This is a genomic window from Enterobacter cloacae complex sp. ECNIH7, from assembly GCF_002208095.1.
In the GTDB taxonomy this organism is placed as follows: domain Bacteria; phylum Pseudomonadota; class Gammaproteobacteria; order Enterobacterales; family Enterobacteriaceae; genus Enterobacter; species Enterobacter cloacae_M.
On the sequence record NZ_CP017990.1, the window covers coordinates 1,527,324 to 1,550,909 of the forward strand.

Here is a 23,586-nt window from a genome sequence, read left to right on the forward strand (position 1 = left end):
AACTCGCTTTGCTCGTTAGTCTCTGTAAAACCAAAAAGATAAGATCGTAAACTTGCGTTTTCTCGCTAGTCACTCGAAGAACGCCACGTCTTTTGTTTTTGTCTATCGACTACTGAAGGAAGTGAAAACCTATACTGTTTGGGGTCAGCCGTCTTTTGGAGTAACTACGCGGGCTTTGCCCTTGTCGGGTTATCGGGCTGTTTAAGCCATTACTATTAATTAATCTACTACTGGTACAGTACTACCAGAACTATGGACTTATCAGATGATGAGGCAGTATACTTCCAACAATCATTAGTTAACTAAGAGTTAGGTACAATAATCCGAGTAATTAATATCTTATCTGATCATCTAAAGGTAGAATCACCAGATAATCCCATATAACCTTTATGGTCTATTTGTGACTTTATTAGCACCGATTAACATTAAGAAATCATTAGGAAAGATGATACTTACGTAAATGATTGAAATAAAATATTAAACCCTCTGAAAACCGGATATTGGAGACAAGTACACAATTTACATTCGAAACCTTGAAAACATGTAGATAACAGGTATGTTTATAGGTATAGCTCGCTAACTAATAAAATTTATTAACTTATTCTCATTTAGATTACTTACAATACTTCAAGACGGGGAAGTGATTGATATGAAGCAGTTTTTCATAGTGGAGCCATTAGTAGACCCAGTTTCAATGAGGTTAAGAGGGGTTGAAATATTAACTCGCTTCCAAGATCAGTATGGTAAGTTTTACCCGCCGGATACTGTCATTCAGAGCATGAGCAATGAAGAAAGATGTTTGTTACTCAGAGAGCAAGTCACTGCTATCAAAGAAAAAAATGATTTCTTCACAAAGAACAATCTGTTGTGTAGTCTTAATGTTAACAGGGATATGATTGAATGTATCAATCGCACACCTGAAGAAGATTGCCTATTAAAGGGTATGAATTATGTGCGGCTTGAAATTTCAGAGAGTCTAGCAACATGTGAACTACACACCCGTACTAAACTAATAGAAGCACTATGTACTAGATTTGGTAAGGTATGGCTGGATGATTTGGGAGCAGGATATTGTGATATAAGCATGGTTGATGCTTCTCAGTATGAATTGATTAAGATTGATCGTGAATACTTCTGGCGGGAAGCCAAGAAAGAACAGCCATTCAAAGGTTTGATACTCTATAAAAATAAATGTAATAAAATCGTCTTTGAGGGCGTAGAGACAGATGAACAACTTGAACTAGCTAGACGTTTAGAGGTATGGGGTGTACAAGGTTACTTGTTTAACTCTTGTAAATTAATCGATATTGAAAGTCTGGCACTTCGCTATGACTAATATATGACTATATAAGGCTGACAAATTAATATCTAGAATCGTTATGTGCTATAAAATTCTGCCCCTTGATAATGGTATATATGAGATATATCGCTTGAGTGAAAGCAGCGATGATTCTTTTACTCAGTTAGCCCGGACTATCCTTAGTTCACATGAGGTTTTACTAACGAATCCACAGGTGTATCCCGACATTTCATATATAGACTATATTATGTTCTACGTACCCTAGTTAAGGAAGAAAAATGAATTATAATAAATGTGACTATTCTGCTATAGAATTAGTGGATGGTGTAATCTTTCGCATGAAAGATGATATTACTGGTTTTTATAAGTTAGTTGATAATGAAAAATATTACTATTATCATTTTGAGGATGGCGTCTATACACGTACTGATGGTTTAGTAACAATAGATAAGGGTGATCTTTTTTCTAATCTACTTGAGCTGAGAGCGGAGAGTTTCATTCATATCACAGACCAAAATATAGAAATGCCTCAGAGTGAATTCCGTAGTGCTTTTTTATATTTCGATAGTTTACGAGTCAGCATTGAAAGCATTGATGGAAACATGTCAATAAAATCATTTGATTATAAAACTGATACTGAAATTCAAACTTATAATGATGTACTACAGTTCTATAATCACATCATTGATAATAAATGTGCGTATTATGGAAGACCCGACTTTGACAATGATATTCTTATCAATTCATTACGCAATATTGGCGTTCCAATCGACCAGGTTAAGGAACATCTTACAAGATTTGATATGTTTTGTAGAATGATTATTCCTGAATATCAGTATCCAATCTCACCAACAGAGATAAAACAGCTTAGCTATTAATTTTCTCAATGCCTTTACTACTTGGTAAGGGCATTGAGCTTTTGGATTAACTTTAAAAAAACTTATCGATAATCTTATATGGCTTTACTTCTATATCATACCTAAAGTACACTCATAACCTCACGCCCCCCACTATGGGTAGGTTTGTTGAAGGTGTGGGTGTGGCGTGAAGCTACCATACAACAGCCCTCAGTACTGTTACTCCCCCTTCAGTTTACATGTAAGTAAAGAAATTCTACATAAGGCCGATACTACCCATTGTGACTTAGAGGATGTTGAAACAACCTCTTGTATTCCAGATAGTTCACAAGGGTTACTAATGGGGAAAATTATTGTAGTTTTATTGGTGCTCATCGCTTTGTATTTCAAAATCTCAGGTGGAGATGTTAAGCATGAAGCACAGCACGAAGAACCGTCTACCCAGCTCACCAATCAAGAGTTACAGGACGCTAAGGATTTCGCTCAGGCTCTTATCCAGCGTGATTACACATGCGATAAAGTCACTAGGTTTAGCAATGCGAACTTCTCAGGCCGTATAGATGTATGGTGTGATGATCAATACCAGTATGAGATTACAAAGCCTGGTGGACGCTGGCAGGTAGTAGCGAAGTAATCTGAAAATTTCAGTACTAAGCCCTTTATGATGTGAATCTACAGGGCTTTTTCAATTTGTAAATGATATTATCATTCAGAACTTGCCTATAGTGAAGAGTGGTAAAATGAAAATTACTGTTGAAAATATCTCTGAGATGTTCGAGGGAACGAAAGAACTATTGACTGGTGGGCTGATCACGGCTGTCACTGGTTTGATTATTATAATTGGTCCAAATGGCAATGAATATGTAAAAGTGCCTTTGATGTTTGTTGCGATATTTCTAATTACTATAATACCTGGTTTTATCGCGATGCTTTTCTCACCATTAACAAAACTGACAGCAAAGATTTTTGATATTAAAAGTAGCAATATACTTTGCCGCCTGTTTTCATTTTTGTATTTCCTACTGTATTGGTTTGTAACGCTTTCAGTGTTCAACTTTATAATTAGAAATGTATTAAATGTACACCCAATAGAAGATGGTATGAAAATATGCTTTGCTATTGGGTGCTTTATTGTCGCAGTAGTACAAACAAGAAGATTTTACACAATACTTATTAAGTAATTGAATATGCCCCAATAACATGAACTGTCCTACTCAATGGGGCCGTCAATGTGTAGGGGCATTTTTTAGAATGGCAGTTCTTCTTGCCCACAGGACCAATCATCAGCATGTTGTTCAACCACTCGGCGTTCAGCATGTAGATAAACTAGAGCATCCAACACCTTGTTAAAGGGTGTCTCGCTAATCAGTACAAAACAATCCCTTTCAACCGTTCCCAGCCAGAACACCCCACCTACAGAACCTTCAAATATCACCCGATCACCAACTCGAATTGTTCAAGAATACTTCCCCGATAACAGACCGTGAACCAAACCCCAGCGTGTGAGAACTGATGAACACCTCTACGTATGGATGGATCGTAACCGTTCTTATTGCCCATTTCTAAGCCCTCCACTAACCGTTAGATACTGTAAATTTATACAGTGTAATACTGAAGAACAAGACGAAACGCTAAAAATTCAATAAAAACGATCATATTCAATAAGTTAAATGATTTTCTTTAGGCGAATAGTTTCTATACTAATAGATTTGAGCGATCAATAATAGAGTATAAATCGATTAAAGAGATCAATGTGATGATAATAACTAGCTTTATAGCAGAGCCGATCATGACAACTTCAGGCCAACTGGTTGGTTGTGAATTGTTAACCCGTTTCCATTGCCAGGACTTGCCTGTACTGAACAGTAAGTACTTCATCATGGCTATGGATAATGAAAGGAAGAGGGAACTACTCACACGACAACTACAGGCCATAGAATTACGTGCTTCATGGTTCAGGGATCACCGGCTTTTCTGTACCGTTAATGTTGATACCTTACAGGCACGGCTATGTGTATATGACAGTGGTATAACTCACTTACTGGATAAGCTGGAGTTTGTCAGGTTGGAGATCTCAGAAGACTTTGAAGGGTTGGAATTGGGTATAGATCATCCGGTGTTACGAACAATGTTAAACGTAGGCTATCGCTTGTTCCTTGATGATCTTGGTTCCGGTCGGGCTAACGTTGCGGCGTTAACTACTGGATGCTATGAAGCGGTAAAAATCGATAGGGCGTTCTACCGTGAGGAAGTACAGAAACCAACATTCAACGTACTGATGAAGAACATCATGAACTATTGCCCCTATGTAATCGTAGAGGGAGTAGAGCAGCGGCAAGAGCTACCAGTACTACGCGATGCTGGAGTAACTGCGGTTCAAGGCTATCTATACCGTTCAGTACCGTTCGACAAGATAACAACCTTATCTAACACCATAGTAAATACCCTATAGACAATAACTATGGGGTATACCTATGAACATCACATTACACTTCCCTCAAGGCTCTACAAGCATCATAGACGGTACTTATACAGGTTATGAGTATTCCCGTTCAGATAAGCTAATTAACGCTCATATCACGTTTGATGAATCATACAAGCTATTCATCAACCAACACCGTTTAGTACTCAGCTATAAATACATCACAGTGAATCACCAACACAGCTACACAATCGGTAGATGGGTTTATGACTGGAACACAATAGAAAATTACAAAGGCTCAGAGCGTGTACACCTCGACTATCTCCAGTGCTTGACTCAGGAATTAATACAAGATGAATCACTGAACAGTAGACCTATAGATAACTATCGAATTGCTCTATTGATCAATCAATTCAGAGAACAAAAATAACTCGACAATATGAGAACCTTTTTCATTTAGGTTCTCTTTGAACCTTAAAACACCGCGTAGATTTCGACGCACTTTGTTTTAAATATATGTGAAAAAATAATAAAGAGGCGAAACGTTATACAGATGAATAAGAACATTAGCATGAATCAGCTTGCGAAGCAGTACGGGTACAACGAATCAACAGTACGAGAATGGAAAGCACAGGGTATGCCAATTGGTCAAGGTACTGAAGAAGCTGATACACGAGCATGGATAGTACAGAATGTAATTCTACCATTACGTAATACCGATACACGCGAACAAATAGATCAAGAACGCCTACGTAAACTAAAAGCAGAAGCGGCATTATCTGAACTTGAATTACAGGTGAAACATGGAACGGTAGTTAGCACTGAATATCTTGAACAAGTACTAACTGAATACCTATTTCAAGTTAAAACAGCAATGAGAGCTATCCCTAGTAAAACATACCTAGAGTTATTCGCACAGACAGACGCGAAAGATTTACGAGATATATTAAAACAACATATTGATAGTACTTTATTCCAGCTAGGAAGTATGGAATTTGAGTTACCCACGGATGAAGAAATATTAGAAGATGGAAACGAACAAGAAGAAATTAACGCAAGTACTGATGAAAGTACTGCCGACGATACAGCCACCGAAGATACAGAAAACGAGCCAATGGATCAGTAATGGTGTAGTTAAGTTTGTTGACGGGCCGAATATGGGGCTTGATTGGGTTCCGTTTTCCTTTCAACGTGAACCAATGGATATAGCACAACATAGAAGTACTAAAAAGATCATTCTACAGTCATGTAGTCAGCTTTTAAAAACCACTGTTTTACAATCCATAGCATTTAACCTAATGGCAAATGATCCATGTAATTTTGCTTTTGGTAGTTCTTCTGAATCTGAAGTGAAGAAATTCAAGGATGGTAAATTTCTACCAGCTATTGAAACTAGTGAAGTACTAAGCCCATTAGTAACAGACAAGAATGATAAGAACGCCGCGAACAACGCGAAGCAAACACAAATGATAAACGGTACTTTTGTGTACTGGCTAAACCTCAATACACCAGGAAACCTACGCGGTATTACATGTCGTGTAGTTCTATTGGATGAGGTGAGTAATGTTTCTATTACAGAAGAAGGTTCACCAATAAAACTAGCAGAAGCACGTACTAGTACTTTCGGTGATGATGCTCTGGTTGTTATTTCAAGTACACCATTATATAAAGATGATCTAATTAACAGTGAATATAACCTCTCTGATAAACGCCGTTGGTTTGTTACTCACACTTGCGGTCATGAATATACTTTTGAATGGGAGCAAGTAGCATTTGAATTCAAACAACTTGAGAATGGTAGAGCAATACCAGACAGTACAACTACCCGTTTAATTTGTCCTCATTGTCAGGAAGAGATAGACGAGCATACACGCCACCAAATGATCGATAACGGTCGATGGATAGCTACTAGTACTGATGGTGATCCGGGTGTAGTTGGCTATCAGATTTCGCGTATGTATTCCCCATTGAATACTATTTCAGAAATGGTTAGTAAGTTTGCCGATGCTCTTTATAATTTCAATCTTCAAACATTTTATAATAATGAATTGGGATTACCCTATGAAGATGAATACGCAAAAGAACTAGATATACTTCGATTGGAATCATTACGTGAAGATGAATTTAATATACATAGAATACCAGAATCAACACTCGGAATTTGTATAAGCGTCGATCAACAATTAGATAGGTGCGAGGCCAGTATTTTAGGATTTGATGAAAAGAACATTTATGTACTTGGTCATGAATTTTTCTATGGACATGATTGTACTAAAATCGAATCACAGGCATGGAAGGATTTAGATCAGTTTTGCCGTCAAGATTTCCGAAGACCCTGTACACGATTCTGTGTAAATGCCTTTTCTCAGAAGTGACCGTCCAGGCGGTCACCGAACTCGATAATAAAGCGGCTCATTGCCATACGCCAGTCCCTCAGCGGCATCGTCCATTTCTGTGAGGCCGCCTGGATTGCCAGCCACACCACCTTTTTCACCGCGTCGTCCGTCGGGAACACCTTACGCTTTTTGATAGCATGCCGGATCACGCTGTTCAGTGATTCTATGGCGTTGGTGGTGTAGATGACTTTGCGGATGTCTGCCGGGTAAGCGAAGAACGTCGCCAGGTTGGCCCAGTTTGCCTGCCAGCTTCGGCTTATCTGCGGATAGCGGCTGTCCCAGGCTGCGGCGAACGCTTCCAGCGCCTGCTGGCCTGCTTCTTCCGTCGGTGCCTGGTAAATCGCTTTCAGGTCGCGGGTGACGGCTTTGTAGTCCTTCCAGGAGACGAACCGCAGGCTGTTGCGCACCATATGCACGATGCACAGCTGGATGCGGGCCTCCGGATACACCGCGTTGATGGCGTCCGGGAAACCTTTCAGGCCGTCAACGCAGGCAATGAGGATATCGTTCAGGCCACGATTCTTCAATTCTGTCAGCACATTCAGCCAGAACTTCGCCCCTTCATTTTCGGCCAGCCACATCCCCAGCAACTCTTTCTGGCCTTCGATATTAATGCCCAGCGCCAGGAACACTGATTTATTGATGACACGACTATCCTGTCGGACTTTCAGGACGATACAGTCAAGATAAACAATGGGATAGACTGCATCCAGCGGACGATTTTGCCATTCGACAACCTGCTCCATGACCGCATCGGTGACCTTTGAGACCAGCGCGGGTGAGACATCCGCGTCATACAACTCTTTGAACGCGGCGGCGATCTCGCGTGTGGTCATCCCTTTGGCATACAACGATAAAATCTGGTTATCCATGCCGGTAATGCGGGTCTGGTTTTTCTTCACCAGTTGGGGTTCGAAGGAGCCATCACGATCGCGTGGGGTACGTAGTTCCAGAGGGCCATCGCCGGTGGTAACGGTCTTTGTGGAATAGCCGTTACGGGAATTAGCCCCCAGTTTGGGCTGATTTTTATCGTAGCCCAGATGGTGGGACATTTCGGCGTTGAGAGCCGCCTCAACGCTGATTTTCTTCAGCAGGCGATCGAACTGGTTGAGATCGTCAGGGGTTTTGAGATTTTTGGCCAGTTCGTTAGCCAGAGCCTGCAACTGTTTTTCGTCCATAAATTAACCTGCTTTTGATGTTGGATTGAACATATCAAAATCAGGCAATTACACAAATTTATGTACAGACTCTTTCCGAAGTGTTGACGGTCGCATAGTACCTACACTTGCTGTATTCGTGGATAGTTCGAACGGTAACGCTACAGATACAGTTAAGAAGTTTACCGCACGTTGGGCTAAGTATCATCCTATTAAGGGTTCTAGCAGTACTACAAGTGACCTATTCAAACAGAGTACACAAGCCGGATATAAACTACAGATCCTAAATGTTCATGAACAAAAGAATACTATTCGTAAACTTTTAAACTTGATGCTCAGTACTGAAGCAGAGAACGCACCAATTCAATTACGCTTTTCCAGTACTCTACCATCAGATTACTTTGAACAACTATCAGCCGAAGAGTTAAAACCTGCTGGTGGTAAATTAGTATGGCGACTAAAGAAAGGGCAGAAGAGAAACGAGGCTCTAGATTGTCTGGTCTATGGAATGATCGCAATCGTATATTCCCAATCACAATTAGGTACGCAACCGTTTAGAAAACTACGCGAACATAAAGCCAAATCATTACCACAAAAGATAAATAAACCAGAAGAATCACAACCTACCCAAAGTACCAGACGTTCTAGGCGTACTGGTGTGGGTTCAAACTGGTTTGGAAAAACGTAAAATGATAAGGATATCCAATGGCAATTTTACCAGAAAAGATTTATATGGTTTCAAACCCATATGATTATCTTGTAACAATTCCTGCTAAAACACTTTTCGTTATTTCATATGTCAGTACTGGTAATTCAATTACATTAGATAACAGTAATAGTGATAGTGAACAACCATTTACTATTACCTTTGAAACTAACGTTGCTTCAGAAAAGCTATTCTGTACAACTATTACTAATGGTATTGCCAGTACTTCCCAATGTGAAGTAATCGATCCAACAAAACATACTGAAGAATACGCACGTATTCGTAAGATGATTGAAGAGATCGAAGCGGTAATTGAAGCAAAAATACAAGGTGGTGCTAACTACAGCATTACAATTAATAATAAAACTCTAGTTAGTGAGTCATTAGCAAACTTAGAAACAATCCGTGCTCGTTATATTGAACGTGCTAATTCTCTATGGGTTAAAATGAATGGTCAACCTACATCTGGTTCTAGTAGACCATTTAAGAGTATGACTGTATTCCGAGATCCTAACTATCCAGATCGTTGGGGTACTCGCTAATGTGGTTTAAGAAAAAACAACCAGAACAACCAAAACCAGTACAGAAAACTAATGAAGTCCGTGAACATGTTGGTAAAACATTACAACGTGATTTAAACCAGATTCGTACAACTAGTAATGGTGTGAATGCTTTCGGCTTTGGTGTCGGTACTAACTCAGTAAGTATTAATAACATCATTAAATGGCATCTATCAGAATGGCGTAATCAATCACGTGACGCAACACTAGTAAACCCAATCGCACGTAAGTACATGATGCTTTCTGTAGATGGTGTAGTAGGCAGTAATGGTATCTATGTAAAACCATCAGTAGATATTGATGTTGATGAAGAAACAAAACATACCATTAACCAACAACTAGAAAAACTATTTGATCGTTGGGCTTACGATGCTAGTAAATTCTCTATTGATGGCTCAATGACTTTTGATCTATTCGCACAAGTACTAGAGAAACACCGCTGCCGCGATGGTGAAGCGTTTGTACGTATTCATAATTTCAACCGTTCTATCAAGATTGAAATTATTGATTCTGCCCGTTTGACTCAGTTGAATAACGCAGTACTGGCAGATGGATATATCAGTAATGGGATTGAATATAACAAGTACCGTCAACCTGTAAACTACTATTTCGCTAAATATAATCCAGTAACATATACATATGATGCTACTAGTTATGAAGTTGTACCAGCAAATGAAATCCTACATTACTTTGTTATGGATGATGCCACACAGGAACGCGGTATACCGGATCTAATTGCCAGTACTAAAGTTTTAGCAGACTTAAAGAACTTCCAGGAAGCGGCATTACTTGCTAAACGAATCTCAGCCAGTGTAACCACATTCATTACTAATAATGGCGGTAACAATGAATTAGCACTAGATGAAGGTGAACAAGATACAGCGATTTATAACGAGTACTTAGAACCTGGTGCTATCTTTGAATTAAATGCTAATCAAGATGTTAAATCGGTTGAGCCCCGTAATGGTGTTGACGGTATAGCAGAATTCACAGATGTACTATTTGATAATATTTCAATGGGCTTAAATGTCACTAAGCAATCCCTAATGGGAAGTACTGCTGATGCGTCATTTAGTGCTGCGAAACTTGCCGAACGCCTACAAGCTACAACTTTCAGTACTCGAACTAATGTACTCATAAATAAAGTACTCAAGCCAATTTATACAGCTTGGTTAAAGAATGAAATGCTAAATAATAGTAAGTTGAAATTAAGTTTTTCTGATTTCGATGATCTTGTATGTGCTCGTTATATCCCTACTAAACCTATTTCACTTGATCCATTGAAGGATATTCAATGTGAAGTAGCTGCTATTGATGCTGGTTTGAAATCCCGTACACAGGTAATTAGTGAAATGGGTGGTGATCCACGTGTTGTACTTCAAGAAATAGAGAATGAGAAAAATATGAACAAGGAAGTTCTAGATGAAAATCAAAAAACAGACGAGGGAATTAACCCTACCAACGGCGATTAATTCTGATAATCGTACCGTTGAAGTTGCTTTTTGTTCTGAAACTCCTGTAGCACGTGAAATAGAAGGGAAGTTATATAACGAAGTACTTCTATGTAATCCAGAAAATGTAGACCTATCGCGTTTGAACAATTCAGGGGCAGTACTTTTCAATCATGACCGAGATCATTTGATTGGCAAAGTACTAGCGGCACGTATTGATTCAGACAAGGTAGGCCGTGCTGTATTACAGATTTCCAATGCTTCGGAAAAAGAATGGGAACAAATCAATGAAGGTGTATTAACACATATTAGTTTTGGTTACACAGTTAATGATTACCGTATTGAAGGAAACATTATCTATGTAACTCATTTTACCCCATATGAAATATCACTAGTAACAGTGCCAGCCGATGTATCCGCCGGAGTTGGTCGCTCATTGATAAATAACAATGATGACAACCAGAAGGATATGATCATGGAAGATAAAAACGAAATCGAAAGTACTGAACCTGAAATCAAAGATGAATCAGAAGTAGTTAGTACTGAAGTTGAATCTGAAGAAGAAATTACTGAACAAGAAGAAGTAGAAGAATCTGAAGAAGTACGTATGAGCGATGAAGAACTATTAGCACTAATGGCTAATCGTCCAGACTTGCTTGAACAAATGATAAATAAAACCGACGTTGAAGAACAACGCGAAGATGTACAAGAAAGTACTGATGATTCTGAAGTAGAAGATTCTACAGAAGAAGTGGAACGTAAACGTGAATTGGAATCAATCGGCGTAGTTCTAAATATTGATGTGTCTGAAGCAATTGAAAATGGAATTTCAGTTGAGGACTTCAAACGCACACTAAATACAAAAACAAATCCAAATCATGATAAGGAAATCAAAATGGAAAAATCCGTATTAAATGGCCTAATTCGTTCACTAAGTGAAGGTAATTTTGCTGGTAAAACTGAAATCCCTGCGGGTGATTTCGTCCGTACTTCTACTACTGTTGGCGGTGCTGCTCTAGTTAAAGAAGTATACGCAGATTCTTATATTGATGTGCTACGTGCTCAGTCAGTATTTGCTACTCTACCTGTACAAGTATTCGCAAATCTCGAAGGTGAAGGTAATCTAGTTCTACCTAAACTATCTGCTGATTTCACTGATAACTTCGGTTATGTTACTGAAGGTGCTCCATCACCATCTTATAACGCCGCTTTTGAGAAGGTCACTCTAAAGCCAGAAATCTTTACCGGTTCTGTTGAACTAACTCGTACTCTAATCAAATCTGCTAGTACTGCTGAACAGTATATTCAAGATGCGATGGTTAAGGGTGCTGCTCTAAAACTAGAACGTCTAATTCTTGCTGATGTTGTTGCTAAGGCTCCAGAAGTAACCCTAACTGCTGCTCTAACCAAAACCGATGTTATTAGTGCTCTAGCTACTCTAGCTGCTGCTAATGTCCGTGTTGAGAATGTAGTTGCTATTGTACATCCTACTACCGCTGCTGTATTGCGTACTACTCTAGATGGTTCTAACACCGCTGCTAAGTACTTGCTACAAGGCTATATGGGTGACGGTATTCTAGCTGATTCAGTACGTATTATTGAATCTACTCAAGTTGCCGCTGGTGCTATTGTGTTTGGCGATTGTGAATCGCCACGGATAATCTAGACACTTCCGAGCCGTTGATAATACTGGTTTTCATATTCTGTCGGTGACATCTGTTCGCTAGAACCATGCCGACGCTTACTGTTATAAAACATTTCGATGTAATCAAAAATATCACTGCGGGCTTCTTCCCGCGTTCCGTAGATCTTTTTCTTTATCCGTTCACGTTTCAACAACTGGAAAAAACTTTCTGCAACCGCATTATCATGGCAGTTACCGCGACGGCTCATGCTACCCTCCAGGCCGTGTGATTTCAGGAACGACTGCCACTCATGGCTTGTGTACTGACTGCCCTGATCCGAATGAACCAGCACCTGTTTTTCGGGATTACGCCGCCATACAGCCATCAGCAGTGCGTTCAGGACAATGTCCTTTGTCATCCGGGATTGCATGGACCAGCCGATAATTTTGCGTGAGAACAGATCAACAACAACGGCAAGATACAGCCAGCCTTCGTGGGTCCTGATGTAGGTTATGTCCGTTACCCAACGCTCATCAGGAGCATCCGGATTGAACTGTCGCTGGAGCCTGTTGGGTGACACGATACTGGCCTCGCCTTTACGTGCCCGCGGGCTTCGGTATCCGACCTGAGCCTTTATTCCGACACGTTTCATCAGTCTCCAGACTCTGTTTACTCCGCACTGTTGCCCGCTGTCACGCAGATCCAGATGGATTTTGCGATAACCATAGACGCATCCCGATTCCAGCCAGAACTGTTTAATCTGTCCTGTCAGTCTCAGGTCTGCCTGATGGCGTTGTGAATGCGGCTGCTGAAGCCAGGCGTAAAAACCACTGGGATGAACATCCAGCACCCGACAGAGCAGGCGAACAGGCCAGCAACAGGAGTTGTCACGGATAAAGGCGTACCTCAGTCGGACAGCTTTGCGAAGTACGCCGCGGCTTTTTTTAATATGTCCCGTTCGTCGGTAACCCGTTTCAGCTCTTTCTGGAGACGGCGGATCTCGGCCTGAGCATCTGACTGTTCTTTATTAGTGGAAGAATCCGGACCGTACTTCTTTATCCAGGCATAAAGGCTGTGGGTGGTGATATCGAGACGTGTTGCAACGCTGGCAACAGAATAACCGCGATCAACAACCTGTTTGACTGCTTCAGTTTTAAACTCTTCAGGATAACGCTTACCGCTCATGGGCACCTCTCTTTAAGTCATCTTAAATGACTCTGAGGTGTCTGTTAAACGCGTGGCGATTCACTATGGGGAATAATTATGGCTCAAACATTTTTAGGGAATCTAACTACAGTATGGATTAATACCGATACAACCAACGTTGATCCAAATGCCCGTACTTTTGTTCAAGTTGAAAACCTTTCAGCGTTTCCAAGTTTTAGTGAATCAACTTCTGTTTCAACTGTAGAAACATATGATAGTACTTACACCTCTAAAGTAGCGGGTGATAGTTCATATGGTGATATGACTATTCAAGTTAACTACGTTCCAGGTGAAAACGCCGTATTTGATTCTGCTGTTGATTCTCAGCAGTTAGTACAAGTCAAAGTAGAAATGCTTGATGAAGGTTCAAACGATACAACCGTAAACTATGTGCTTTATAACGGGTACTTATCCAGCGTATCAGATACGTCAGATATGGATCAGGTTGTTACCCGCTCATACGTATTCACACCAGAAAACCAGGTATCAGCAGGTATTCTTGATGAATCTGTAGTTGAACTTTATCGTGGTGATTGGGGCGTTGGTTCGAACGGTAACGAGTTCCCAAGCTATCAAGGCCGTGATGGTAACTCATTCGTTAAGATCGCAGCAGCCAACGCACCAACAGGTGTTGATATGTTGGGTATCACTAACCTTGATGGTTCTAACGGTACCCAATTAGTAATGAACAAAACCGGTACGCCAGTACTGAACATTCGTAACTTCTCAACAGCAAGTAACGGGGCATGGTACAAGGTCTACACCAGTGCCGATAAACCAACGTTAACAGAACTTGGTGCGGCAGCCGCTACAGATCTCAGTAACTACGTACCAATCACACGTACTGTCAATGGTAAAGCACTTACAGCCAACATTACTTTAGTGGCAGCAGATATTAGTGATGTTTACTCTAAGACCTACATTGATTCAAACATAGTTCCGAAAGTATTCCAGTTAAACGGACACGCATTATCAGGAACGGCGTTGAACTTAGTAGCCGCAGATATTCTTGATGTGTATTCACAGACTCAGGTTAATAATACCTTTGTTGCTAAAACGGTTACTGTTAATGGATTATCATTAAGTTCTAATATTACATTAACGGCAACACAACTTACTGATATGGCATCATTGGCATTTAGTAATAGTACTTATGTGCCTAAGACGTTCTTAATCAATAACAAGCCATTATCTGGTACTAACATTCAATTGGTAGCAGCAGATATTAGTGATGTATATTCCCGTACTGAAAGTAACGGATTGTTTGCGTTACGTATCACTACAATTAACGGTTATGCTCTTAACAGTAACGTAACCTTGAACTATAACGATGTGGGAACGTATTCAAAAGCACAAATTGATGCTAAAGATGCCGCACTACAAGCGAACATTGATACCAAAGTAACTATCACTCAAGACCTTCTAACAATAAATAACGTAGAAGATACTTTAGAACTTGATATGTCTGATGGTAAACGTGTATTCAAAGCAACACTAACCGCAGCAGTAACACAACTAAGTGTAATCAATGGCAGTGGAAGCAACTTAAATAGCCAAACTATTACTATGTGTTTAACACAGGGAACAGGGGCAAATAAAATTTCATGGCCTTCTAATGTTATTTGGTCTTATGGTCGTGAACCAGTATTAACCTTTACTCAGAACTCAATTGATGTGATTCAATTCTTAACTGTCGATGGGGGGAGTACCTGGTACGGCTCCTTACTAATGGCGGATCTACAAGAATGATAAGAAAACAAAATATCAGCAATGCCCAACAGATGATTGAAGGGCATTGGAAATTTTTAGAACGTAATACGGGTTTAGTTAATGACAATAAAACAGATCATTTTGTACTAAACCCACAAAACGTTTTAGCAAACAACAGGCACTTTATAGCGGAAACAGGCTGGGAGGCACAACCGGACGGTGACGCAACCACAGAAGGACAATCCTTAGCAATTCTTGGTGCTATCTATGCGTATCAGGCAACCAAAGAACCGTACTATCTACAACGTGCTAAAGACTTTTTCAACGCCTATCATTTGGCGTTCTTTCGTGGGGTAGCGTTTCCCGATCCACCTAATGGTTCATTACGTTGTAATTGGATCTGTAATGGCAAAGCTCCAGTACTGGCACATTACCCATTAGATCCAGAGTATCCAACTCATGGCGGGTTCAAGGGCGTCTTGTTCACATGGACGAACGGACAAACACAGATACCTCATGGTTCACCTAACTACGGTGAATACCTCGATGCGGTATGGTTTGCCTTTCCAGAAAGGGCGGGTCTTGGTTGGAACCAGGTTAACGCAACTGCCTACGCATGGTTAGCCAGTGAAGATAGCATTGATTGGGATACTAAAGCCCCTACCTATGATGTTGATTGGATTGTTGACCGTACAGGCCGAAAGGTAGATAGCAATGGTGATGTACTGGCAGAAGGGCTAACAAGCCAGATCGGTACAGTCCAGCTTAAAGACACGTCTATAAACGGCAATTACCGATTCAACTACGCCACGAAGAATCCTGTATCAGAGGGTGGCTATCTCATGGGGCGTAATGAGCGTTGGCACAACAGGCCAGTAAACGTACCTATTGATAACTATGGTACGCTCGACTTTTCTGATAACGCCTCAGATGCTGAATTGTGGTTCTGTAAGGCATGTAAATTACTATGGGATATTACAGGCGAACGTATCTATTACTTAGCATGGCAGAATTCACTAATTACTTGTACTGGTTATTCTGATATTGATAAATTTGATATGTTCTTTCGTAAGAGTGCTATTGCTTTAACGCCTTTTACAGATGGTATCTCATACGATTATTTCTATCCAAGTGATCAAGTAGCATCATATTCACGTGATTCAGATGGCTATATTGTCATTAATCAAAGTGCCTCAGCACAAACAACACTTGAACAACAATCTATATGGTTCAAGTTTAATAATAGTTCATCATTCCATGTTGAATATAGTGGTGTTGATACAACTGGTAAACCGCTAAGCCTTGCTGTAGCAATGACAGTTAATAAAACTAAAACAGAAGATGGTGCTATTAGATACCGTTGCGGTTTACCCATTACCAATACTGACAACAGTATTATATCTATGGATATCCCAATGAACCATTTTACCAGAATTGCTAAACCTGATGGTGGACAGTACTTAACAGCAGATATGCGAATGGTTTCCGATTATGGGGATAATACAGTAACTTCACTTCAATATGTTTCCGGTATCGCTGGAACGTACTATGACAACGTGATTTCTACTACTATGGATTCTGACGGTAGTTCTACAGTTGGTTTCTGGATCTTTGATGATGAAACACAGGACTTAAACACCTTCACATATAGAACATATGCTGATGATTTTAACATTCGTATTATTGATGATCTCGGTTGGCGTTGGTGGGCTATGCTACCAGCAAGCAACGGGGCATGGGTAACACAAACGTTTAATGTACTGGATTTTAAATTGAGTTCTTATCAACCGGATCATGAAGAAGGTGATGAACAGCCAGGACAACCAACACTAACAGGACGTGAAGAGTTTACACTATTACTTGATACCGATCCGGTTGATGGTGTCTCAGGTCGTATTGACTGGTATTGTGTTAACGATTTGCCAGCACTTTATAATGATGGTGGTACAGGTGATTATTCAGTACTGGTTTCTCTAACTTTCAACGATAGTACCAGTAGTGGATATACAGCACGTTTAGGTGATTGTGTAATTCGTAATTACATGCTTGATAGTTTGTCATATACACCCGGACTAATACCATTTAGTAACATCACAGATCCATATGCTCAACTGTATTCCGGTTGGCGTGGTCTACCATATCCAGGTTATCAACTACCCGCTATATGGTGTTTCAAAGGTACTACAATTGATCAAACCAGACTAAATAATAGTATTAAGTTCTTATGTGATGCTCAAGATTGGTTTACTAATAAATTCCATCCTACTTTACCTGGTCCATGTGCTCAGGCTTATGTATGGAACCGTCAGGACGCATTAGCATATTCACCTGATGGACAACCAGATCAATTTATTATGCAGCACTGGTATGAAGAAGCATGGTCAGGTTATGAACCTCGTGCGTTCTTTGGTGGTTGTGATGTAGTCCATGAACTATATCAACGTGGTGATTATGCTATTCCGCAGAACATTATTACGTACTGTCAAAACTGGATGAATTACTTGAAGTGGTTCATGAAAAATAATGATGGTCACGCACCAACACGATTTAAAGATGATGGTGAAGTTATCTATGATGGCTTTACGGGTCATATGTCTGGTTTATGGCTTGCTGGTGCTTCAATGATGGCAATAGCAGGTTATCCAGATCACGAATTACTTGATTTACTATTCGCGGAAATTCAACAGAACTATAACGTAGTTTCAGCTAATCACGTAATGAATGGTGGCTGGTCATCAGCTATCAGAAGTGGAACACCTACAACACCACAGAACAATTCAATGTTCTTTGGATTCTATACAGGTGAACTACTAAGAGGTTTAGCACTTTACATGAAGTACTACAACCAACATATATAAATAAACAGAAGGGGTATCAAGGAATGATGCCCAAAATATATAAAGGAATATTAAACATGGCTTTTAATTCTATTTTTGTAGGCAATAATGTCAAAGTGGAAATCGCAACTGCTCCTACTGGTGGTGGTCAGGCAACTACCTTTACTGTTGTTGAAGAAGTTGGTGCTTTTCCATCAGCGGCAGGTGCTGAATCTAACGTTGTGAGTGTAAACACTTTCGGTCAACAGTACGCTAAGAAATTGCTTGGTTCTCGTTCAGTACCGGATCTAACTCTAACTGTTAACTGGAAACCAGGTGCTGTAGGTCAAGAAATGCTTGCCGCAGCCGCAGCAGCACAAACCCTAATTCAAGTTAAAGTAACTTATTTCCAGAAGATTGATGATCAAGATGGTGCGGCTTATTACAGCATCGTAAACGGTTATGTAAGTTCAGATGTAGTTAACGGTGATTTTGATGGTGTGGTAACTCGTGATTTCGTAGTTTCTGTTACTGGTGCTCCAATTGCGGTTGGTGAAGTTACTGGTTCTTAATATCGTTAAGTACTAAATACTACAAGCCAACTAACAAGGATAAAGCGAAATGGATTTTACTAATCTTATGACAGCTATTGGTGTGAAGTTAACACCAGTAGAACTAACACCAGAATGTACTGTATACATCAAACTACCATCAATTACCCAACACGCAGAAGTTTCAGATCCATATAAAGCGATCTTCTATTGTGTGGTTGATGAAAGTGGTAAACAGATTTTTGATTCACCTGAACAAGTTGAACAGAATGTTGATTTAACAGTACAATTAAAACTAAATGCCGAGATCGGTAAAGTGTTTGCCAAATCCTTTAATGTTGAGGATGTTGAGGCAAAGTAAGACGCGATCCGATTCTCAGACTATCACTATCTTTATTGTATAACAGCGGGTGTAGTGTGGATGATCTCTACACTATGCCCGTTTTGCTTTTCTTCTACCTATTAGTTTTCAAAGAATCGGTTGATCCTGATTCATCACAAATTGAACAAATCAGGCATACAGAACTATTACAGGCAATATGGTTAAGTACTGGCAATATCAAGAAAGAAGATATACCGAAATTTAGTATCTATGAACTCGATTCATTGAACATCATTTCAAATAAAACCTTAGCTGAACAACACGCAGAAAGGGAGAAGAAGATCGCAGATCAACAAAAAGCAAACATGCTTAATTGGATGGGAGTAAAGCCAAATGGCAAACAATAATAAACAATCAATGATATTTGAAATCACAGGTGATGAATCTGGATTACAAAAATCATTAAAAAACGCAGCAAATGATATAGGTGATTTTGGTGATCGTGCTGGCGGGGTGTTTGGTGGTTTCAATACCGGACTATCAACCACGGCTAAAGCTATGTCTGGTTTCGCTGGTGCGGTAGGGGTCGCAGGTATCGCCATTGCCGCCACTTTAGCTAACGTACAAGAACAATCAGAAAAGGCGTTTGAAGTCTTTCAGGCAGCATCACTATCACAAACTGGCATAGTACAGATCCAACAGGCAGCTAATATGTTTGCGTCCGTAGGTCTGACTATGGATCAAGTAGCCGACCAGATGAAAGATGCTAAGGATAAGTTAGGCGATGCTATCACTAATAACGCTGGTTCTATGCTAACCGATGTAATTCAACCATTGAAGTTAAATATGTTTGAGTTACAGAAAGCAGCAGAAAGTGGTGAAGATATTATTGCTAAGATTTACTATCAAGCTAAACAAATGGGCTTTAGTCAGGCTCAGATTGTACAGATGATGGAAACTGTAGCTAACGATGCTACTAAACGCATGACTGTATATAGAGAATTCAGTACTGAACAAGAGTACCAAAATAGCCTTGCTAATGAAAATATTCAGTTAACGGCAGAGCAATCACGACAATTTGAAGAATATAGAACGGCAACGAATAATCTATCAAGAGCATGGGATACGTGGCGAAATTCAACACTTGCCCCTGTTGCTAAAAGTCTTGCTGATATTCTTGATCTAATGACTAAGATACTCAACAGTAAGCCAGTGGCAGCAGCCGCAGCAGCTACGAGTAAGCAGGGGATACAGGCAGTACAGGAATACCAACAACAGTACCAACAACAGATTCAGAAAAACTCGTCTATCTATGGTGCTCAGGTGGTAGAAGAACAGCAGAAGCAACAAGAAGCTAATAATAAGACTTTTGAAAATCTTTTAGCAAATATTGATGCCGCACATAATCTTTTAGCCAAACAACAAGAGCAATATAACAAGGGTTCAGATAAGAGTGTTATTGATTCAGCGTTGAAACCTTATCTATCAGCGAAGCAAAAGACACAAGCACAGATTGATACTCTTGATGCTACTCACCAACAACTACGAGCAACGATTAAAGAGTCTTTAGCACGTGCTTACAAAGGTGATGAAGCGGCAATGAATGCCGATTTAGCTAAACTTGATGAAGGTTATAAAGCTAACCGTGAGAAGTTAGTAAAAAGCCTAACAGCCGATGAAGATAAAGCACGTGAAGATAAAGCAAAGAAAGATGAAGCAGCAGCCAAGAAAGCACAAGCCGCACAAGATAAGATTAATGAACAAACTAAAAGAGCAAAAGCACTATTAGAACAAACCTTATCACAGATCGGTACTAACGAAGCACAGATACGTATTATTCGTTTTAACTATGAACAAGATGAAATTGAAAAACGTATCAGTACAGCAGGTAAATTAGCTGGTAAGAATGAAACTGAAATTACAGCAATGTTAGATCAGCAATATAAAAGCCGTGCGACTAAGTACAAAACTATGGTTGATGAAATGCTTGCTGAAACAGACCGTTTAAAACAAGCACAAAATATTGCCGCAATTGCCAGTGATCCGAATGCCACACCAGAGGCTAAGGCCAAAGCAGCAGCAGCGGGTAAGACGTGGACAGGTGACACAGCAAGTCAGGGATTAGGGTACAAGAACCCGTTGGACTTCTCACCAGATCCAACACAGGTACAGCAAGTAAGTACTGAACAGCAAGAGAACCAGGATGGGGCTAAAGCTCTATACGATGCCAAAGTAATTGGATTCCAGGAGTACCAGGATCAGCTAACAGCGATTCAGGCCAACGCCGATATCAAACGTGGGCGATTAACCGCAGACGCACTATCAAACACTTTAGGTATGTGGGCTACTGGTGCGGGTGATGTAGGAACTATCATGGCTGGCGTGTTCGGAGAGTCCTCGGCAGCGGCTAAGGCAGCTTTTGCCGTAAGTAAAGGTATTGCCATTGCTCAGGCAGTGATCAACATCCAACAGGGCATATCCGAGGCTATCAAACTTGGTTGGCCTATGGGGATCGCCGCAGGTCTACAGGTAGCCGCACAGGGTGCTCAACTGGTCAGTACTATCAAAGGTACAACTATTCAGGGTCAAGCCCATGATGGTTGGGATTCACTACCAAGTACTGGTACTTACAATCTTGAAAAAGGTGAACGTGTAGTAGGTAAATCATTGAACCAGGATCTAACTAAGTATCTAAGCAATCAAGATAGCGGTGGTACTGGTGATATTAAAATTGACGCACCGTTAATTATTAATAGTAATGGTCAGATTTCCGATGCTGATTTTCAAAAGATGTGTGATAAACACGCCGATACTATTGTACAGGCAACACGTAAATCTCAGAAGAATAACGTATAAATATCATATAGCCCACATGGATTGTGGGCTAACTTTTAAAGGAATAATAATATGTTAAATAACGCTCTTATCAGTGAGTTCATGTTAACGGACAATATACCGCAATATCAAAACCAGACATGGACAGGTGAAACTATTACACGTGTTGTAGGTTCGCAGTACTTCACCCTTAGTTTTAAAGTAACTCTAAACAAGATGAACCGTACTGAACTTGCTAACTTCTATGCTCTTTATGGTCAAGGTAGACCGTTTGATATATCTCTTGGTTGGTGGTCAGATTATAACGGTACTCAGGCATCACAAGTACAGGCAACCGCAGCAAGGGCAGCAGGGGCAACATCAGTTGCCGTTAATGCTAATACACTTGAAGTTGGTACTGTAGTTCAGTTTACCGGACACAAGAAACTATATCGAATCATAGCCAACACAGGTAACGTGATTACTATCTTCCCTAGATTAATCAAAAACATCCAACTTGGGGAAGTAATGAAATATGACAATATTCAAGGTTCATTTATTCTTACACCACAAAACGCAGCATACCAGATGCCAAGTACAAACATTATGGAAGTGACAATAAACGCAACCGAAAACATCAGAGGTTAATTTATGTCAATTCCAAGTAATGTATTAACTAATGCGGATCTTATCGCGTACTGGAATCTTACACGTGGTGATAATAAAACCGTTCTAACAGAAAAAGAACTCTATCAATGTGGGGTTATGGTTAAGTTGATTGATATTCTTCCAGCAACTGGAAGTAACATATATCTAACTGATGCTATAGCCGATCAGAACTATAATGGAATTAGTTATAAGTCCGTACCTGATTTTCTTGATTCATCTTTTTCTAACTATGTAGAAAAGAACCAAATTAATAATAACGGTACTTCTTTGAAAGTAAGTAATGTAAGCCAGGATTATCTATCTATGGCGTTACGTGGATTGTGGAATGATGCCAAAGTTAATATCTGGATGGGAATTGTTAACCCAGCTACAGGGGGTATTCTATATGCCTATCGTATGTTTAGTGGTTACATTGATTACTTTAGTTCTGACTTTAACAACACAGCAGGTAATACCACAAATGAAACAACAGTAAATCTAAATTCATTGTGGAAGAAGTTAGACCAAACACAACGCCTGTTATCCAGTACATCAGTACACCAATCATTACACACTGGTGATAAGTTTTTTGACCTAATCGGAATACTAAATAGTTCAGAGCAATTCTGGAAGAGTAGCAAGAAATAATGAAAAACGGATTTATAACAGAGTACCTAAGTGGTTTAGTTGGTGAACCTTTAGTGTACGGTACTAATGATTGTCATATCATGGTGCTAACAGTAATAGATATGATCACAGGTAGTAATTACCGTGATGAAATCTACCAGAAATACACAACACCAACAGCAGGTAGAAAATACGCAAAAGCAAACTGTAGTTATTCTACTCTACATCTATTGTGTAAAGAAAACGGCGAATTAGTAACTGAACCACTTGATGGGGATATCATCATTTCGTCAGGTCACAGTACAGTTTATTGGCGTGGGAAAGTAGTAATTTTATCAGAAGATAAATCTAACTATATCGTTTCTCAATATATCCCAAATGAAAAAGACAAAATATACAGATTTAAAGGGGAATAACT

Annotated in this window: 23 protein-coding genes; 21 read left to right on the forward strand and 2 right to left on the reverse strand. The window is 39.9% G+C overall.

Translation table 11 applies throughout. The features are described from left to right. Window positions 1-649 precede the first annotated feature (649 nt). The 8 genes from WM95_RS07520 (at window position 650) to WM95_RS07560 (ending at window position 6,954) form a co-directional block, all read left to right on the forward strand. Entirely contained in the window at window positions 650-1,336 is a 687-nt protein-coding gene (locus WM95_RS07520) for an EAL domain-containing protein (protein WP_023310818.1), read from the forward strand. Between the two features lie 242 nt (window positions 1,337-1,578). After that, on the forward strand, window positions 1,579-2,178 hold the full coding sequence (locus tag WM95_RS07525; protein WP_023292987.1) for a hypothetical protein: 600 nt from the start codon (window positions 1,579-1,581) through the stop codon (window positions 2,176-2,178). 319 nt (window positions 2,179-2,497) lie between these two features. Further along, a complete protein-coding gene (locus tag WM95_RS07530) occupies window positions 2,498-2,791 on the forward strand; it encodes a hypothetical protein (protein WP_023292988.1) in 294 nt (97 codons plus the stop codon). A gap of 106 nt (window positions 2,792-2,897) precedes the next feature. Beyond that, complete coding sequence (locus tag WM95_RS07535; protein ID WP_032676819.1) at window positions 2,898-3,338, forward strand: hypothetical protein; 441 nt, start codon at window positions 2,898-2,900, stop codon at window positions 3,336-3,338. A 575-nt stretch (window positions 3,339-3,913) separates the two neighbouring features. Beyond that, window positions 3,914-4,609: an EAL domain-containing protein gene (locus WM95_RS07545; RefSeq protein ID WP_023292990.1), complete on the forward strand. Its 696-nt coding sequence runs from the start codon at window positions 3,914-3,916 to the stop codon at window positions 4,607-4,609. A gap of 22 nt (window positions 4,610-4,631) precedes the next feature. Continuing rightward, window positions 4,632-5,009 (forward strand): hypothetical protein, encoded by a 378-nt coding sequence (locus WM95_RS07550; protein WP_032668108.1) that lies wholly within the window; start codon window positions 4,632-4,634, stop codon window positions 5,007-5,009. A 141-nt stretch (window positions 5,010-5,150) separates the two neighbouring features. Beyond that, window positions 5,151-5,705 (forward strand): terminase small subunit, encoded by a 555-nt coding sequence (locus tag WM95_RS07555; RefSeq protein ID WP_233422270.1) that lies wholly within the window; start codon window positions 5,151-5,153, stop codon window positions 5,703-5,705. Then, window positions 5,644-6,954 (forward strand): terminase gpA endonuclease subunit, encoded by a 1,311-nt coding sequence (locus WM95_RS07560; RefSeq protein WP_236901071.1) that lies wholly within the window; start codon window positions 5,644-5,646, stop codon window positions 6,952-6,954. The genes WM95_RS07555 and WM95_RS07560 overlap by 62 nt, the downstream gene beginning before the upstream one ends. On the opposite strand, the gene WM95_RS07565 is transcribed toward WM95_RS07560, so the two are convergent. After that, entirely contained in the window at window positions 6,945-8,153 is a 1,209-nt protein-coding gene (locus WM95_RS07565; protein ID WP_015386429.1) for an IS256 family transposase, read from the reverse strand. The genes WM95_RS07560 and WM95_RS07565 overlap by 10 nt on opposite strands. Before the next feature lie 25 nt (window positions 8,154-8,178). Between WM95_RS07565 and WM95_RS07570 the strand changes: the two genes are divergently transcribed. Genes WM95_RS07570 through WM95_RS07580 form a run of 4 tightly spaced genes read left to right on the forward strand, consistent with a single transcriptional unit; the run spans window position 8,179 to window position 12,515 of the window. Next, window positions 8,179-8,820 (forward strand): terminase gpA endonuclease subunit, encoded by a 642-nt coding sequence (locus WM95_RS07570; protein ID WP_088544710.1) that lies wholly within the window; start codon window positions 8,179-8,181, stop codon window positions 8,818-8,820. A 17-nt stretch (window positions 8,821-8,837) separates the two neighbouring features. Continuing rightward, window positions 8,838-9,380, forward strand: coding sequence for a hypothetical protein (locus WM95_RS27145; protein WP_023310822.1), 543 nt, complete (start codon window positions 8,838-8,840; stop codon window positions 9,378-9,380). Beyond that, a complete protein-coding gene (locus tag WM95_RS07575; protein ID WP_023310823.1) occupies window positions 9,380-10,870 on the forward strand; it encodes a phage portal protein in 1,491 nt (496 codons plus the stop codon). The genes WM95_RS27145 and WM95_RS07575 overlap by 1 nt, the downstream gene beginning before the upstream one ends. Then, window positions 10,821-12,515, forward strand: coding sequence for a phage major capsid family protein (locus WM95_RS07580; protein ID WP_088544711.1), 1,695 nt, complete (start codon window positions 10,821-10,823; stop codon window positions 12,513-12,515). The genes WM95_RS07575 and WM95_RS07580 overlap by 50 nt, the downstream gene beginning before the upstream one ends. On the opposite strand, the gene WM95_RS07585 is transcribed toward WM95_RS07580, so the two are convergent. Continuing rightward, window positions 12,512-13,659 (reverse strand): IS3 family transposase gene (locus WM95_RS07585; RefSeq protein WP_085949497.1). Its coding sequence is split into 2 segments (ribosomal slippage): window positions 12,512-13,422 and window positions 13,422-13,659, totalling 1,149 coding nucleotides; the frame shifts between segments, so codons are not numbered across the junction. The two genes, WM95_RS07580 and WM95_RS07585, sit on opposite strands and share 4 nt — an antisense overlap. Before the next feature lie 78 nt (window positions 13,660-13,737). On the opposite strand from WM95_RS07585, the gene WM95_RS07590 reads away from it, so the two are divergent. Genes WM95_RS07590 through WM95_RS27150 form a run of 9 tightly spaced genes read left to right on the forward strand, consistent with a single transcriptional unit; the run spans window position 13,738 to window position 23,584 of the window. Next, window positions 13,738-15,429 (forward strand): hypothetical protein, encoded by a 1,692-nt coding sequence (locus tag WM95_RS07590; RefSeq protein WP_131631917.1) that lies wholly within the window; start codon window positions 13,738-13,740, stop codon window positions 15,427-15,429. Next, window positions 15,426-18,248, forward strand: a complete 2,823-nt coding sequence (locus tag WM95_RS07595; RefSeq protein ID WP_088544712.1) for a hypothetical protein — start codon at window positions 15,426-15,428, stop codon at window positions 18,246-18,248. The genes WM95_RS07590 and WM95_RS07595 overlap by 4 nt, the downstream gene beginning before the upstream one ends. Window positions 18,249-18,304: 56 nt before the next feature. Continuing rightward, window positions 18,305-18,778: a hypothetical protein gene (locus WM95_RS07600; RefSeq protein WP_032668321.1), complete on the forward strand. Its 474-nt coding sequence runs from the start codon at window positions 18,305-18,307 to the stop codon at window positions 18,776-18,778. A gap of 49 nt (window positions 18,779-18,827) precedes the next feature. Further along, entirely contained in the window at window positions 18,828-19,118 is a 291-nt protein-coding gene (locus WM95_RS07605) for a hypothetical protein (protein ID WP_023310829.1), read from the forward strand. A gap of 56 nt (window positions 19,119-19,174) precedes the next feature. Continuing rightward, a complete protein-coding gene (locus WM95_RS07610; protein ID WP_032656295.1) occupies window positions 19,175-19,486 on the forward strand; it encodes a hypothetical protein in 312 nt (103 codons plus the stop codon). Further along, window positions 19,473-21,935 carry a hypothetical protein gene (locus WM95_RS07615; protein WP_063615820.1) on the forward strand — a complete coding sequence of 821 codons (2,463 nt, stop codon included), beginning with the start codon at window positions 19,473-19,475 and terminating at the stop codon, window positions 21,933-21,935. Before WM95_RS07610 ends, WM95_RS07615 begins: the two co-directional genes overlap by 14 nt. A gap of 51 nt (window positions 21,936-21,986) precedes the next feature. Next, window positions 21,987-22,541 carry a hypothetical protein gene (locus tag WM95_RS07620; protein ID WP_023310833.1) on the forward strand — a complete coding sequence of 185 codons (555 nt, stop codon included), beginning with the start codon at window positions 21,987-21,989 and terminating at the stop codon, window positions 22,539-22,541. A 3-nt stretch (window positions 22,542-22,544) separates the two neighbouring features. Continuing rightward, window positions 22,545-23,189 (forward strand): hypothetical protein, encoded by a 645-nt coding sequence (locus tag WM95_RS07625; protein WP_023310834.1) that lies wholly within the window; start codon window positions 22,545-22,547, stop codon window positions 23,187-23,189. Beyond that, on the forward strand, window positions 23,189-23,584 hold the full coding sequence (locus WM95_RS27150; protein WP_125387053.1) for a DUF6950 family protein: 396 nt from the start codon (window positions 23,189-23,191) through the stop codon (window positions 23,582-23,584). Before WM95_RS07625 ends, WM95_RS27150 begins: the two co-directional genes overlap by 1 nt. The last annotated feature ends 2 nt before the right edge of the window (window positions 23,585-23,586 follow it).

Excerpts from the sequence above, each read along its gene's own strand:
- WM95_RS07520 (WP_023310818.1), top strand. The coding sequence starts at position 650 with ATGAAGCAGTTTTTCATAGTGGAGCCATTAGTAGACCCAGTTTCAATG.
- WM95_RS07525 (WP_023292987.1), top strand. The coding sequence starts at position 1,579 with ATGAATTATAATAAATGTGACTATTCTGCTATAGAATTAGTGGATGGT.
- WM95_RS07530 (WP_023292988.1), top strand. The coding sequence starts at position 2,498 with ATGGGGAAAATTATTGTAGTTTTATTGGTGCTCATCGCTTTGTATTTC.
- WM95_RS07535 (WP_032676819.1), top strand. The coding sequence starts at position 2,898 with ATGAAAATTACTGTTGAAAATATCTCTGAGATGTTCGAGGGAACGAAA.
- WM95_RS07545 (WP_023292990.1), top strand. The coding sequence starts at position 3,914 with ATGATAATAACTAGCTTTATAGCAGAGCCGATCATGACAACTTCAGGC.
- WM95_RS07550 (WP_032668108.1), top strand. The coding sequence starts at position 4,632 with ATGAACATCACATTACACTTCCCTCAAGGCTCTACAAGCATCATAGAC.
- WM95_RS07555 (WP_233422270.1), top strand. The coding sequence starts at position 5,151 with ATGAATCAGCTTGCGAAGCAGTACGGGTACAACGAATCAACAGTACGA.
- WM95_RS07560 (WP_236901071.1), top strand. The coding sequence starts at position 5,644 with ATGAAAGTACTGCCGACGATACAGCCACCGAAGATACAGAAAACGAGC.
- WM95_RS07565 (WP_015386429.1), bottom strand. The coding sequence starts at position 8,153 with ATGGACGAAAAACAGTTGCAGGCTCTGGCTAACGAACTGGCCAAAAAT.
- WM95_RS27145 (WP_023310822.1), top strand. The coding sequence starts at position 8,838 with ATGGCAATTTTACCAGAAAAGATTTATATGGTTTCAAACCCATATGAT.
- WM95_RS07575 (WP_023310823.1), top strand. The coding sequence starts at position 9,380 with ATGTGGTTTAAGAAAAAACAACCAGAACAACCAAAACCAGTACAGAAA.
- WM95_RS07580 (WP_088544711.1), top strand. The coding sequence starts at position 10,821 with ATGAAAATCAAAAAACAGACGAGGGAATTAACCCTACCAACGGCGATT.
- WM95_RS07590 (WP_131631917.1), top strand. The coding sequence starts at position 13,738 with ATGGCTCAAACATTTTTAGGGAATCTAACTACAGTATGGATTAATACC.
- WM95_RS07595 (WP_088544712.1), top strand. The coding sequence starts at position 15,426 with ATGATAAGAAAACAAAATATCAGCAATGCCCAACAGATGATTGAAGGG.
- WM95_RS07600 (WP_032668321.1), top strand. The coding sequence starts at position 18,305 with ATGGCTTTTAATTCTATTTTTGTAGGCAATAATGTCAAAGTGGAAATC.
- WM95_RS07605 (WP_023310829.1), top strand. The coding sequence starts at position 18,828 with ATGGATTTTACTAATCTTATGACAGCTATTGGTGTGAAGTTAACACCA.
- WM95_RS07615 (WP_063615820.1), top strand. The coding sequence starts at position 19,473 with ATGGCAAACAATAATAAACAATCAATGATATTTGAAATCACAGGTGAT.
- WM95_RS07620 (WP_023310833.1), top strand. The coding sequence starts at position 21,987 with ATGTTAAATAACGCTCTTATCAGTGAGTTCATGTTAACGGACAATATA.
- WM95_RS07625 (WP_023310834.1), top strand. The coding sequence starts at position 22,545 with ATGTCAATTCCAAGTAATGTATTAACTAATGCGGATCTTATCGCGTAC.
- WM95_RS27150 (WP_125387053.1), top strand. The coding sequence starts at position 23,189 with ATGAAAAACGGATTTATAACAGAGTACCTAAGTGGTTTAGTTGGTGAA.